We start from the raw sequence: 12030 nt of genomic DNA, 5'->3' as shown, positions 1-12030 counted from the left end.
CGCAGGGCGGACGCCGCGCGAAGCGTGAGGTGAGCACAGCGTGCGAATGCTGTGCTCATTCTGTCCGCTCAGTCGGCGTACTCATTCAGCGCACTCCGTCAGCGAGCCGGGTCAATGTGCTCAACCAGCGGCCTGGCCTGCGTCCGCCGCTTCAGCCGCATAAGCGGCGGCGGCATCCATCGTGCGAGCCGAATACACCATCGCGGCCCCCGCGTTGATCGCGACCGCCACGCCCAGCGCTTCGGCGATTTCATCACGCGTCGCGCCATGCTTGAGCGCTTCGGCCGTGTGCACGGTGATACAGCCGTCACAGCGCAGGCTGACCGCCACGGCGAGCGCAATCAGCTCGCGTGTTCTGGCGCCGAGCAGGTCTTTCTTCTGGCCGGCGCCCGATATCGCCTGATAGCCCCTGACGGTATCCGGCGACAGTTTGGCGATCTCGCCGATACGGCCGAACAGTTCTTGGCGGTAGTCGATCCAGTTCAACATGGCAGTGCTCCTTGGTCTGTTGCGCGCCGGCAGGTGCCGGCGTCGTGAGACAAGTATTGCGCTGCGCCGGGATATCCTGAATACTCGATTCGCTCAACTTTTAGCGCGTGCGTCTCATGGATACGCTCAGCCGACTGCTCGACCTCGCCCGGCCGCAAGCCAGTCTCGATCTGCGTTGCCTGCTTTCGGGCGCCTTCGACCTCGATCATGACCCGATGGAAGCCGGCATCGCACCGTTCCACCTGGTGCTGGACGGCGCGTGCATCGTCGAAACCGCCAACGGTAAGCAGCACGCTCTCGGCGCGGGTGATTTCATACTGTTTCCTCGCGGCGCGGCGCATCGCGTGCGCGACGTGAAGCGGTTGGCGGCCACCGCGCCGTTGACGCTCGGCCATGACGGCATGCTGCCGTTGCGGCGCAATGACGGCCACGATAACGCGCACGTTTCTGCCGACGTCGATCTTCTGTGCGGCCGTTTCCTCTATGCACCGGGATCATCTGCGCTGCTGCTGAACGCATTGCCCGATCCGTTCCATGTTTCGCTGAGCGGCATGCAAGCGCTGGGCTCGCTGCAAACGGTAATCGCGCTGATGCGGACCGAGGCCGAACGGCGCCAGGCGGGCGCTCTGGCAATCGTCACCGCATTGAGCCAGGCGCTCTTTGCGATGGCGTTGCGCGCGCACGGCGAGCAGAACGCATCGAGGTCGGGCGTGCTCGCGCTACTTGCCGACGCGCGCCTCGGCGCTTCCGTGCAAGGCATGCTGGACGCCCCCGAGCGGGCGTGGTCCATTGCGGAACTCGGCGAGCTCGCCGCCATGTCGCGCGCCACCTATGCACGCCATTTCAACGAGCGTGCGGGCATGACGGTGATGGACTTTCTCACGCAGATCCGTATGACCATAGCGTGCGATCTGCTGCGGCGCACGCAGCGCAGCGCGGCCGAGATCGGCGAAGCGGTGGGTTATCAATCGGAGGCCGCCTTCGGCAAGGCGTTTCAGCAAAGCGTGGGCGTGACGCCGGGACGTTACCGGCGTCTTCCGCAGGAGAGCGATGCGGCGCAAAGCTAGGTCTTGTGCGGCTTGCCGAACCAGCGTTCCTCGATCCACGACATGAGAAAGGCAACCAGCAACGCGCAGACCGTGCCGAGCGTCACTTCGCCGAGGCGCAGCAGGGCTTTGTCCCACGCCGGACCCATGCCCGGCACCAGCAGCATGATCGTCGCGGTAATGCCGCCCAGACGCGCCGCACTGCCGACGTTCAGAATCCAGCACATGATGATCGCCACCCCGACCGTAGCCGCATAGGCCGCGAAATAGCCGGCGCCCAGCGTCGTGCCCACGAGCCCGCACAAGCCGCCGACCATCGCGCCGATGAACTGGTCGCGCGACAGGTTGCGCGTGTCGATATAGCTATGCTGGCTGACCGCGATCGCGGTGATGCAGGCCCAGAACGCCTGCTCGGTATGCAGCGCGCGGCCGATGGCGAAAGCGAGGCTCGCGCCCGCCACCGCCTGCACGGCCATGAAACCGCCTTCGATCAGGCGCTCGCCGGGCGGCAACGACTTGAGAAAGGCAAACAGCGAATTGGCGGCGCTCGCCCGCGCCGTACGTATCGGATCGTCGCGTAAGGTCATTGAATGTGAGAAGCCTTGTTGCAGCAGGAGGGTTCCGTATTCTAGCGACTTCAATTTACGGCGGGCAGAGGCGGGCTCGCCGGCTCGTGCGAATCTGTGCGAACCCGTGCAAATCAAAAAGCGCTGCGTATCCACGCGCCTGACCACTCATGACTAACCTTCACGACTGCGCAGCCGGTGATACCAGTTCATCAACGGCGTCGCCGAGACACCGTGCACCACGACTGACGCCGCAATCACCGCCAGCGTGAGCGGCACGAGCGGGGCGACGTTGGCCGCGCTGCCGTTTTCGAGTGCGAATGCGAGGTAATAAAACGAACCGATGCCGCGTATGCCGAACCAGCTCATGAGGCGCCGTTGCGTCGGCGTCGCGCTGGAGCCGAGCAGCGACAACTCCACCGACACGGGCCGCACCAGGACAAACAGCGTGACGGTGAGTGCGACGGTCTGCCAGGTGAAGAGCGGCGCTTGCATCGTGGCGAGCACGTTGCCGACCATCGCCATGACGGCGACCTCGGCAATGCGTTCGAGCTCGATCGTGAAGCCGAGTACCGACTCCGTCATGAACGCATGTGCCTTGCTCGGGTTTGCCGCGGTCGCTTCCACGTCTTCGGAGTCGACGGTGCCGATTGCCTTGCGAGCCGACATGCCGCCGCTCGCGCGGTGCTCGACGCGGCGCATCGCGACACCGGCCGCGAACACGGCCAGAAAACCGTAGGTCTGCGCGAGCTGCGCGGCGCCGAAACAGAGTTCGATCAGGCCGAGCGCGAAGAAACCTTCGAGCCCGAGCGCCTGCGCGTGGCGCGTACGCAGCCATGCCACCGCGTGCGTCGTGGCCCAGCCGAGGCCGCCGCCGATAGCGAGCGCGCCCGCCACGCCCCATACGATGCTGCCCGCGAGCTTCAGGTTCAGCAGATCGCCCGCCGCGGCGGCGGGCGCGGCGCACAACGTCAAGCCGAGCACCGCGAAGGGCAGTGCGATACCGTCGTTCAGACCGCCTTCGCCGGAGAGCGCGAAGCGCAGCAGGTCGTGGTCCCCCGGGTTGTGCACTTGCACATCGTGGGCGAGCACCGGGTCGGTGGGCGCGAGAATCGCCGCCAGCAGCAATGCCGGCCCCCAGCCGAGATTCAGCGCATAGACGCCAAACAGCGTCAGCAGCGGAATGGTCGCCAGCATGGCAAGGAAGCCGAGCCGCAGCGGCACGGTCCAGAGTTTCTCCAGCATGCCTAACCGCAGGCGCAGGCCGATGGCAAACAGCGAGACGAGTAGCGCGACTTCGGTGATGACGCGCAGCAGGTGCGCGTCGGCGATCATGTCGAGGCGCAGCAGGCCGATGCCGGGCGGCCCGAGGGCATAGCCGATCGCGAGGTAGAACATGGCGGCGCTGACGGGCAGCCGCCGCAGAGTCGTTGCCGCGAGGCCCATGAAAACGAGCACGCCGCCAACGATGAGAAACCACAAAGTTTCGTGCATGAGCATCCGGTGAGGGCTCGCATGCGCGTGCCGCATGCATGGCCGGTTGAAGAATGCGCGGACGCGTCAGTCACTGACGCGCCATTTCAAGGCGCGCGTCCGAATGCTTCGCGCAGCTTGCGCTTGGCCTGTTGCAAGGTATCACGGCGCGCTTTCGGCAGGTTCCTTCCCGCGCGATTGATATAGAAGTTCAGCATCGACATGGCCGACTGGAACGGCGTGCCCTTGCGGCGGCGGCTTTTCGTCGACGACTGCTTGAGCGAGTGCGCGATCGATTCGGCGCTGCCGGTTTTGAAAATGTCGTGCTGGATGTCCATCGCGTCACTGGTTTCCATCACGTGATGCGACCATTTTTTCGGACTCTTCGCGCGATGGGCGGCCTGTGCCTGCGCGTGCCGCTGGCGCGGCGGCCGTCCGGACTTGCCGCGCGCCACAGGGCGTTTCGATCGGGTGGTGGACTTTCGGGTGGGCATGGTGCCGGCTCCTTATCGGAATGTGCCCGCGCGCGCGGGCGCGGTTGTGATGTCTTGCAACGTCTTGCAACTCCCGCTCAAAGTGAAATGCGCCGGCTGCCGCGATGGCGGCATGCCGGCGCATCGGCTCAGGGCGCGGCAACTGGGGTGGCCGCATGTGCCCGCCGTGAGCGCGCTTTACAACTTCAATCCGCCAGCCTCGGGTGCGTCCGACGATCCCGGCGGAATGTCGCCTACGCCGTAGTCGTCGCGTCGATCGTACGGATCGCGGCCCCAGTACGGTTCGCTGCCGTAGTACTGATGCACGGAAGTCGCCCATGTCTGATCCGCCATCGCCGGCCAATGGTCCTTATCGAAGCCCGGTGCATTCTTCACGCGTTCCGCGGTCATGTTCAGCACGAAGCATTTCTGCTCCGTATCGAGCGTCAACGCGTGCCACGGAATCGCAAGCAGCTTGTCGCCGATGCCGAGAAAGCCTCCGCTCGAGAGCACGGCGTACGCGACGCGTCCCGAATTGACGTCGAGCATGATGTCCTTGATCTTGCCGATATCTTCGCCGTCGCTGCTGAGCACCTTGTTGCCGTCCAGCGTGGCGGCCGCCATCACGTCGGGACCGGGACCGTCGGCGGTGGCGCTGCCTTTGCCGACGATACGGGCGCCTTCGCCCTCGCGCATGCCGGCTTGCGTCTGTGTCTGGTTGAGCATGATGTGACTCCTCTACAGGTGGGTATGTGGAAGCTTGAGCAACCGGCGTTCCTTCTGTTCCGGGAGGTAGACACGCGGTGCAGCGGTCGCAAGCGGAGCTCATACGGGCCGTGTTCAGGTGTGTGCGTTGGCGTTGGACACTTGCGGTGGGCCGTACCGCACGCGTAAAGCGTGCTGGCATGTTTGAAATTATTTCGCTCGCGGTCCGCATGGGTGAGTGTGGCCGGCACGAACGCCGTCCTGCGGCATAGCCCTTGCTCGTTGTTTCTGCAACAGCGCATGCAGGAACCCACGCTGCTAACTACCCAGGGAGAGAACTCGATGAAAACTTCACAAGCATGGTTGGTATCGGCACTCGTCGTCGTGTCGGGCGCAGCGTTCGCGCAAGCGGGCGGCGGCAACGGTAATGGCGGCAACGGTGGCACCGGTGGCTCGGGCAACGCGCACGGCGCCGCGACGGCGGCACCGACCACGAACGGACAACCCGCGTCGGGCGCGATGAGTTCGAGCGGCTCGAAGTCGCATCACATGTCGAAGGCGAAGAAGCCGAAGACTGATTCGACCAATATGCCCGGCGCAGATGCGAGCAGCGACACGAAAGGGCAGTGAGAGCGGATTGGCCAGGGCGGGCCGTCCTTTGAGGCGGGCCCGCCTTCTTCCGGCCAACTGCCTGGCAAAGTGCATGGGCGGGAGCCGATTCACCTCGCGATCCGTCTCGGGAGATACAAGTCTGGCGAGTCAGGATTCCTGAATTGCGATCGGGTGACTTAAGCCACGGCAAAGCTAGACATGCGCTGCAGCGCGGGCGGTTTGCGCGCCGGCCTTTATATCAGCCTTCGCAGCCGCCGCCTTACCTACCTTCCGCGATTTTTTCAGCAAGCTCGTGACCGACGTATCGATGCTTTCCGTCACCGCCGACTCACGCGCCTTGCGGCCTTTCGCCCCTGCCTGCCGCGCGAGCCTTGCCGCGCGCTTCTCGGCGTGAGCAAGCAACGCGGCAAACGCCACTTCGTCCACTCGCAGTCCACGGCGCGACTGGCCCGGCGCCAGACTCTGCAATTCGTCCGCTTCGAATGCGCTGATCACCGCTGGGTGAATGTAGCAGCGCTTGCACACGGCCGGGGTATTGCGCAATAGCGCAGCCACGTCCTTGACAGTCGCGACGATGTGGCGGCGCGCTTCCGCCGCGCTGCTGCAAATCAGCCGTCGCAGCGCGGCCAGCGCATAGACGCTGCCGGCCCACGTCCGGTAGTCCTTGGCGGTGAAATCCGCGCCGCTCGCACGGCGCAGGTAGTCGTTGATGTCGGCGGAGCCGACGGTGCGGCGCGTGCCGTCTTCGTCGAGATACTGGAACAGGTCGTGGCCCGGCAGTTCGGCGCAACGCCGCACAATGCGCCTGATGCGCGGATTGTTCACCGTCACGTCGTGTTCAATGCCGCTCTTGCCGCGAAACCTGAAACGCAGCCGGCCCGCTTCGATCTTCACGTGCTTCTTGCGCAGCGTAGTCAATCCGTACGACTGATTATCGCGCGCGTATTCGACGCTGCCGATCCGGATCAACGTCGTGTCAAGCAACTGCACGATCGCGGCGATGACCTTGTCGCGTTGCATGCCCGGCAGATTCAGATCGCGCGCAACACGCGCGCGGATCTTCGGCAATGCGCGGCCGAACTCGGCCATGCGCTCGTATTTGTCGGCGTCGCGTGTCTCGCGCCAGCGCGGGTGATAGCGGTATTGCTTGCGTCCGCGCGCGTCGCGTCCGGTCGCCTGGATATGGCCGCGGGCGTCCGGGCAGATCCATACATTTTCATAGGCGGGCGGAATGGCGAGCGCGTTGATGCGCCTGATTTCGTCTTCGTCGTCGATGCGTTTGCCCGCCACGTCGAAATAGACGAATTCGCCGTTTTCACGCTTGCGCGTGAAGCCCGGTTTCGTGTCGTCGGCATGGCGCAAACCGGGCGGCATGACGGCAGGAGCGGCGGGTTTCGCGCGGTCGTCTTCCGTACGTTCGGGGCGGCGTTGAGTCGGAGTCGTTGTGGCAGCCATCGTCGCAGGTAGAAGTTTCAAGCATGAGGCGCGCTTTGCGCCGATAGCTGGCGTCAAGCAAAGGCAGTGCCCGGCACCGGGCGCGGTTTCCCGCGTGCCGCGCGGCCGCTGCTTTGCGGGCTGCTTTGCGCGTTGTCTTGCGGACCAGCGGAACAGTCCTTGCGGACACTCGTTACGGGTAATCGATGAAACGAACGAACCAAGGAGAGCGTCATGAGCAGCACTCTTAATCCCGACGACGAGCCGCAACAGGTCGTCAAGCAAACCTCCGGCACGACGGGTGCACTCGGTCCGAGCGATTCGTCCGACAGCGGCAGCGATGTGGCCGGTGCGAAGCGCCACGAATTCGACGTGGACTCGGAACTGGACAACCACGCGCTCGAAACCGGCGATTCCGAACTCGGCAGCGACACGGATCGGGCCGGCACGGGCGAGCGTGCCGCCGCGGACGGCGATTCGACGCTCGTACCGGACAGCGATATCGAACCCGACCACGTTATCGACCCGCTAGTCGACGACGACGACGGGCTCGACGATGATCCACAAGGGCTCTAACCAATTTCAGCCGGCACGCAATGGCGGAGTGAAGCGGACTGACGAACGTCGCAAAGAACATCGCAAAGTAAGCGCCACAACGTGGGCGAGGCGGCGCTCGCGCCGCATGGGCACATCTTTTGCTGATTGAGCATTGACGACGACTAGCGACGATTAACGACGGGATCGACCGCGCAGCACGCGCGGCTCGGGCACTTACAGGAAGGAGAGGACGCATGGCAAGCACATTGAATGGTCACAAGGTGGCGATACTCGCAGTGGACGGTTTCGAGCAGGCCGAACTGATCGAGCCGAAACGCGCGCTTACTGAAGCAGGCGCGACAGTGCAGGTCATCTCAGCCAGACCCGGCACGATCCAGGGTTTCAAGCACGTGGACAAAGGCGACACCGTCGAAGTCGATCTGACTTTCGACAAGGCAAGCGCGAACGATTTCGACGCGGTGGTGCTGCCAGGCGGCGTGGTGAACGGCGACGCCATGCGTTTGCTGCCACAGGCGCAAGCTTTCGTGAAGGCGGCCGACAGCGCAAAGAAGCCGATCGCGGTGATCTGTCATGGCGGGTGGCTGCTGGTGTCGGCGGGAATCGTCAACGGCCGCACGTTGACGAGCTGGCCGAGCCTGCAGGACGACATTCGCAACGCGGGCGGCACGTGGGTGGACAAGGAAGTGGTCGAAGACGGCAATCTGATCAGCAGCCGCAAGCCCGACGATCTGCCGGCCTTCAACAAGGCGCTGATCGGCCAATTGTCCAGAGCCAACGCGGCTTGAACGGCATGACGAACGAGGCTCGGAGATTGAATGAGTGCCGCGCCCCGTGCTGCCGCTGCCGTTTCGCTGCATCCATCGAACAGGGAGAAAATGCATGAAATTCCGGTATCCCCTACAAGCGATGACAGTCGCGCTGAGCTTGAGCGCGGCGTCCATCGGCGCGGTGTATGCGCAAGCCAGCGACGCACCCGCCAGTGAGGCGCCCGTCGGCGGCACGAAGCTCTCACCCGCGGACCAGCAATTCGTGCAGGACGCCTCGAAGTCCGACGCGACCGAGATTGCGGCCAGCAAGGTTGCGCTGAAGAATTCGAGCGATCCGCACGTGAAGAAATTCGCGGCGCAGATGATCGCCGATCACACCAGACTCTCGCACGGCATGGCGGCACTCGTGTCGAAGAAGGGCTTCACCGTGACGCCGTCGGCGGATTCCGCGCTGGTCGGCAAGCTGCAAACGCTCAAGGGCAAGGAATTCGATCAGGCCTATGTGGAGCAGGTCGGCGTGGAAGCGCATCAACGCGCGGTGGATCTGTTCCAGCAGGAGAGCACGAGCGGCACCGACGCGCAACTCAAGGCGGCGGCGACGCACGCGTTGCCGACCATCAAACATCATCTGGCGATGGCGCAGCAACTCGCCGGCGCAATGAAGGGTTCGTCATGAACGCGATCCTGCCGCGGCCGGCCTATGAGGATTCCCTTATGCAGATCACTTTTTCCGACGACAAGCCGGACTTCGACGGAGCGAATCTGACCGTGCGTTTCATGGCGCGGGTGGACGGCGAAGCGGTTGTGTGCGCGATTACCGCTGAGGCGCTCGAAGATCATTTCGGCGCCGATTCCGCGCTCGAAGCAACGCTCATGTCGGCCTTCGAGAAAGGCCGTCACCGCATCCGTTCCGTCTGCGCGGAAGCGCTCGACCAGAACAACGGAGAAGGCGTAGTGTTGCATAGCGGACTGTTCAGAGTGGAAGGCATGGAACCGGATCGCGGCGCCGCGGCGTAGTCCCGCGGCGCGCCGCCGCCCGAACGCGCCGAATGGCACGGCGACATGCGGCGGCACAGTCCGCAAGCGCCGTTCAACGATGCAAGGAGGCCTTATGTCACTCATCGTCGCAGCACGTTTTACGACTTTTCCCGCCGCTGAAGAGGCGGCGCAAAAGCTCTTCAATGCAGGGTTCGTCGAAGAAGACGTGACGCTGTTTTTCGTCAACCCGCGCGGGCAGCATGCGCGTTTTCCGATCGGCGGCGATACCAGTACGGACGCCGGCGCAAAGGATGCACCCAAAGGCGCCGGCATGGGCGTCACCATCGGCGCGGTGGCTGGCGCCGTGGTGGGCGTCGCGATCTTTGCGGCGTTCGCGGCGCCGGTTATCGTGTCGCTGATCGCAGCGGGCGTGGGGGCTTATGTCGGCTCGCTGGTCGGCGCGATGTCGCGCACTCGCGAGGGCGGCAAGGCGGGCCACCGAACGCCTTTTCACGAGGAAACGCGTGATTCCGGCGTGCTGGTCGCCGTGCACGTTTCACCGGACAATCAGTTCGACGCCGCGCGTGTGTTGCGTGAAGCAGGCGGCGTGGCGATCGAGCGGGCGAGCGGCCGCTGGCAGCAGGGACGCTGGGCTGACTTCGACCCTTTGAAGAAACCGGTGCCGCTCAACGAGTTCAGCGAAAATCGCGCGTAAGCGCAAGGGCTTTTACGTCCAGTCATTCGATGTGAAAGTTCGAAGCGGTGGCAAGAAGGGAGCGGCCCGACCTATCGTCGGGCCGTTTTTTTCGTGTCCGGCTTGCAGTGTTCGGCGGCCGCGCAGGCGGTCTGAGCCGCCCCAAGGCGCGTCATGCTCAAACCCAGATCTGTGGCGCGCTGCGTTGGCGCGGCATTGCGGGTTCCTGATGATCGTCGCGAGTCGGCTCGCACGCGGCCGGTACCAGTCCGTCGCGCGTCATGCGGCACGCCGGGGACTCGGTTTGCGCGCTCGCGGACGTCGCTTCGTGCGCCGGCATATGCTCGCGAATCTGCAGCACCGTTGCCGAGGTGATGATCGCGACGGCGGCCAGAAATTCCGTGCTCCTGATTTTCATGGTGAATGCTCCCTGTCGTTGTTGCCTGCCCATTGTTTTCAATTCATCGGCACGTCTTGCAGCGTGTTGTTGCGTTGCACGGCATGCGGTGGGGCGAGCATGTAAAGCAACCGGCGTGCCATTCGGCGCAGCCGCGCCAGTCGGTCTTCGCCGCACGCTAGGTGACATCGCGAAGGGAAAAATCTACGTGCATTGGCAAGATTGAAAGCCGCGCTGGAAGCCAGCTGCGACATGCGCGCGGCGCTGCACGGCGGGCACGCATCATGCGGATAGACCGGAGACTCCGCAGCGGGATGTCCAGCGCCGGCAAAGCCGCGACGCACGTAGCTGCGGATTCCATCATTGACGAAACCCCTGGAGGTATTGAATGGCTACGAACGTTGTTTCCGTGCTGAACGATCTGGTCGAGACGTCGAAGGACGGCGAGAAGGGCTTTCGCAAAGCGGCCGAAGATGCCCACGACGCACAACTGAAAACGCTGTTTCTGTCGCGGGCCGAAGACTGCGCGCGCGGCGCGCGCGAGTTGCAGGATGCCGTTACGGCGCTCGGCGGCAAACCCGAAACGGGCGGCAGCATGAGCGGTGCGCTGCATCGCGGCTGGGTCGACGTGAAGTCGGCGGTGACCGATCGCAGCGACCGCGAGATCCTGGCCGAGTGCGAGAAGGGCGAGGACGTCGCCAAGAAGCGCTATCACGACGCGCTGGAAAAGGAGTTGCCGGCCGACGTGCGGGCCATCGTCGAGCGGCAATATCAGGGCGTGTTGCAGAACCATGACCGTGTGCGTGATCTGCGCGATCAATACGCGGCTGCCCGGCATTAAGTGCAGGTGAGTGACCGGCGCTCTCTATTCGGGAGCGCCGGTTTTTTGCGTGTCGGCTGACGGTTCGCTGGCGTGCGTGCGCAAACCGGATTCAGGCCACCCGGCGCTCCCAGCGCTCGCGCACTAAAAAAGCCGTCGCATTCGCGGACGGCTTTCATGTGTCTCCGGGCACAAGCGCCGGGAAGCACCGGCCGCAGCCGGCGCTTCCCGTCAGGATCACCCGCTTATTGGGCGGCGATCTTCAGATGGTTCTTCACGCTCGATACACCCTTCACGGCTTGCACGACTTCTTCAGCCGCCGACTTGTCGTCAGCCGAAGGCACTGTACCCGTGAGCCACACCACGCCCTTGCGCGTCTTCACGTGAATGTGCGTCGACTTGACGTTCTTCGCGGCCAGCAGGTCGGCCTTGGCCTTGGTGGTTATGGTGCCGTCGTCGACGTGCTCGCCGATGGTTTCGGACGAAGCCGACGGAGCCGAGGCACTGGTCTGCGCCGTAGCGTTCAGTGCGAATGCGAGACAGGCAATGCTACCTGCGGTCTTCAGGAATTGGATCGTCTTCATGGTTTCTCCTTCGGGTGTTGATGAAAATTGCGGTCTTGTTGCCTGCGGTCGATCGCGGTCGAAACCGCCGATGACACGCGTGGGGTCGTTGCCGCTACGGTTCCGTCAGGGCCCGTTATCGACACCGGGCGACAGCCTGTGCATGCGATTTCGCTGTTGCGTTGCGCGTGCAAAGACCACCGTCCGTCCACATAGTGCCCAGACGCAAGCGGTGTGCCCGGCGGCGGGAGAAAGGGCGCGGCCGGCAGGAAAGCCGTTGCGGCACATGGCTTAAGGCTGAAGAATGCGGCGCGGCGAGGCGCTGGCGCGCGGCCCGGCCGGGTTTGGCCGCTGCTGCGAGCGGGAACCGGAATTTGCCGGGTACTTGTAAAAATGGCGCCCGCCGGCCTGCGCAAGTGGCGGGCCTGAAAATGCAATACATTGAAAAAACAGGA

The 12030-nt window shown here is 64.2% G+C and carries 16 protein-coding genes; 8 read left to right on the top strand and 8 right to left on the bottom strand.

From position 1 onward, the window contains the following. Positions 1–120: 120 nt before the first annotated feature. Positions 121–489, bottom strand: coding sequence for a carboxymuconolactone decarboxylase family protein (locus BXE_RS31210; protein WP_011492117.1), 369 nt, complete (start codon positions 487–489; stop codon positions 121–123). 116 nt (positions 490–605) lie between these two features. Here BXE_RS31210 and BXE_RS31205 point away from each other — a divergent pair, with 116 nt between their 5' ends. After that, complete coding sequence (locus BXE_RS31205; protein ID WP_011492116.1) at positions 606–1556, top strand: AraC family transcriptional regulator; 951 nt, start codon at positions 606–608, stop codon at positions 1554–1556. Here BXE_RS31205 and BXE_RS31200 read toward each other — a convergent pair. The 4 genes from BXE_RS31200 to BXE_RS31185 form a co-directional block, all read right to left on the bottom strand. Further along, the gene (locus BXE_RS31200) at positions 1553–2122 is read right to left on the bottom strand and encodes an FUSC family protein (protein ID WP_040124630.1); all 570 of its coding nucleotides are present in this window, start codon (positions 2120–2122) and stop codon (positions 1553–1555) included. The two genes, BXE_RS31205 and BXE_RS31200, sit on opposite strands and share 4 nt — an antisense overlap. A 153-nt stretch (positions 2123–2275) precedes the next feature. Beyond that, on the bottom strand, positions 2276–3595 hold the full coding sequence (locus BXE_RS31195) for a cation:proton antiporter (protein ID WP_040125294.1): 1320 nt from the start codon (positions 3593–3595) through the stop codon (positions 2276–2278). A gap of 86 nt (positions 3596–3681) precedes the next feature. After that, on the bottom strand, positions 3682–4068 hold the full coding sequence (locus BXE_RS31190) for a DUF3175 domain-containing protein (RefSeq protein ID WP_011492113.1): 387 nt from the start codon (positions 4066–4068) through the stop codon (positions 3682–3684). A 177-nt stretch (positions 4069–4245) separates the two neighbouring features. Then, positions 4246–4773, bottom strand: a complete 528-nt coding sequence (locus tag BXE_RS31185) for a PRC-barrel domain-containing protein (protein WP_011492112.1) — start codon at positions 4771–4773, stop codon at positions 4246–4248. Positions 4774–5094: 321 nt separating this feature from the next. Between BXE_RS31185 and BXE_RS31180 the strand changes: the two genes are divergently transcribed. Beyond that, on the top strand, positions 5095–5382 hold the full coding sequence (locus tag BXE_RS31180; RefSeq protein WP_040124632.1) for a hypothetical protein: 288 nt from the start codon (positions 5095–5097) through the stop codon (positions 5380–5382). A gap of 174 nt (positions 5383–5556) precedes the next feature. Here BXE_RS31180 and BXE_RS31175 read toward each other — a convergent pair whose 3' ends face one another. Beyond that, positions 5557–6819, bottom strand: coding sequence for a DNA topoisomerase IB (locus BXE_RS31175; RefSeq protein WP_011492110.1), 1263 nt, complete (start codon positions 6817–6819; stop codon positions 5557–5559). Between the two features lie 213 nt (positions 6820–7032). On the opposite strand from BXE_RS31175, the gene BXE_RS46710 reads away from it, so the two are divergent. The 5 genes from BXE_RS46710 to BXE_RS31150 all read left to right on the top strand — a co-directional run bounded on the left by BXE_RS46710 (position 7033) and on the right by BXE_RS31150 (position 9816). Continuing rightward, entirely contained in the window at positions 7033–7374 is a 342-nt protein-coding gene (locus tag BXE_RS46710; protein ID WP_011492109.1) for a hypothetical protein, read from the top strand. A gap of 215 nt (positions 7375–7589) precedes the next feature. Next, a complete protein-coding gene (locus BXE_RS31165; protein WP_011492108.1) occupies positions 7590–8141 on the top strand; it encodes a type 1 glutamine amidotransferase domain-containing protein in 552 nt (183 codons plus the stop codon). Between the two features lie 94 nt (positions 8142–8235). Beyond that, positions 8236–8799, top strand: coding sequence for a DUF4142 domain-containing protein (locus BXE_RS31160; RefSeq protein WP_011492107.1), 564 nt, complete (start codon positions 8236–8238; stop codon positions 8797–8799). Next, a complete protein-coding gene (locus BXE_RS31155) occupies positions 8796–9140 on the top strand; it encodes a DUF1488 domain-containing protein (protein WP_011492106.1) in 345 nt (114 codons plus the stop codon). The genes BXE_RS31160 and BXE_RS31155 overlap by 4 nt, the downstream gene beginning before the upstream one ends. Positions 9141–9234: 94 nt before the next feature. Continuing rightward, the gene (locus BXE_RS31150; RefSeq protein WP_011492105.1) at positions 9235–9816 is read left to right on the top strand and encodes a glycine zipper domain-containing protein; all 582 of its coding nucleotides are present in this window, start codon (positions 9235–9237) and stop codon (positions 9814–9816) included. Between the two features lie 157 nt (positions 9817–9973). On the opposite strand, the gene BXE_RS31145 is transcribed toward BXE_RS31150, so the two are convergent. Further along, complete coding sequence (locus tag BXE_RS31145; RefSeq protein ID WP_040124635.1) at positions 9974–10213, bottom strand: hypothetical protein; 240 nt, start codon at positions 10211–10213, stop codon at positions 9974–9976. 367 nt (positions 10214–10580) lie between these two features. Here BXE_RS31145 and BXE_RS31140 point away from each other — a divergent pair, with 367 nt between their 5' ends. After that, positions 10581–11033: a PA2169 family four-helix-bundle protein gene (locus BXE_RS31140; protein WP_011492103.1), complete on the top strand. Its 453-nt coding sequence runs from the start codon at positions 10581–10583 to the stop codon at positions 11031–11033. A 224-nt stretch (positions 11034–11257) separates the two neighbouring features. Here the strand turns inward: BXE_RS31140 and BXE_RS31135 are convergent, their stop codons facing one another. Beyond that, positions 11258–11596, bottom strand: a complete 339-nt coding sequence (locus tag BXE_RS31135; RefSeq protein WP_011492102.1) for a BON domain-containing protein — start codon at positions 11594–11596, stop codon at positions 11258–11260. Between the last annotated feature and the right edge of the window lie 434 nt (positions 11597–12030).

The organism is Paraburkholderia xenovorans LB400, from assembly GCF_000013645.1.
Taxonomy (GTDB): Bacteria; Pseudomonadota; Gammaproteobacteria; order Burkholderiales; family Burkholderiaceae; genus Paraburkholderia; species Paraburkholderia xenovorans.
Note: the sequence above shows the minus strand (reverse complement) of the source record. Positions and strands in the feature narration are given on the sequence as shown.

Coding starts and splice junctions, on each gene's coding strand:
- BXE_RS31210 (WP_011492117.1), bottom strand. CDS start 489: ATGTTGAACTGGATCGACTACCGCCAAGAACTGTTCGGCCGTATCGGC.
- BXE_RS31205 (WP_011492116.1), top strand. CDS start 606: ATGGATACGCTCAGCCGACTGCTCGACCTCGCCCGGCCGCAAGCCAGT.
- BXE_RS31200 (WP_040124630.1), bottom strand. CDS start 2,122: ATGACCTTACGCGACGATCCGATACGTACGGCGCGGGCGAGCGCCGCC.
- BXE_RS31195 (WP_040125294.1), bottom strand. CDS start 3,595: ATGCACGAAACTTTGTGGTTTCTCATCGTTGGCGGCGTGCTCGTTTTC.
- BXE_RS31190 (WP_011492113.1), bottom strand. CDS start 4,068: ATGCCCACCCGAAAGTCCACCACCCGATCGAAACGCCCTGTGGCGCGC.
- BXE_RS31185 (WP_011492112.1), bottom strand. CDS start 4,773: ATGCTCAACCAGACACAGACGCAAGCCGGCATGCGCGAGGGCGAAGGC.
- BXE_RS31180 (WP_040124632.1), top strand. CDS start 5,095: ATGAAAACTTCACAAGCATGGTTGGTATCGGCACTCGTCGTCGTGTCG.
- BXE_RS31175 (WP_011492110.1), bottom strand. CDS start 6,819: ATGGCTGCCACAACGACTCCGACTCAACGCCGCCCCGAACGTACGGAA.
- BXE_RS46710 (WP_011492109.1), top strand. CDS start 7,033: ATGAGCAGCACTCTTAATCCCGACGACGAGCCGCAACAGGTCGTCAAG.
- BXE_RS31165 (WP_011492108.1), top strand. CDS start 7,590: ATGGCAAGCACATTGAATGGTCACAAGGTGGCGATACTCGCAGTGGAC.
- BXE_RS31160 (WP_011492107.1), top strand. CDS start 8,236: ATGAAATTCCGGTATCCCCTACAAGCGATGACAGTCGCGCTGAGCTTG.
- BXE_RS31155 (WP_011492106.1), top strand. CDS start 8,796: ATGAACGCGATCCTGCCGCGGCCGGCCTATGAGGATTCCCTTATGCAG.
- BXE_RS31150 (WP_011492105.1), top strand. CDS start 9,235: ATGTCACTCATCGTCGCAGCACGTTTTACGACTTTTCCCGCCGCTGAA.
- BXE_RS31145 (WP_040124635.1), bottom strand. CDS start 10,213: ATGAAAATCAGGAGCACGGAATTTCTGGCCGCCGTCGCGATCATCACC.
- BXE_RS31140 (WP_011492103.1), top strand. CDS start 10,581: ATGGCTACGAACGTTGTTTCCGTGCTGAACGATCTGGTCGAGACGTCG.
- BXE_RS31135 (WP_011492102.1), bottom strand. CDS start 11,596: ATGAAGACGATCCAATTCCTGAAGACCGCAGGTAGCATTGCCTGTCTC.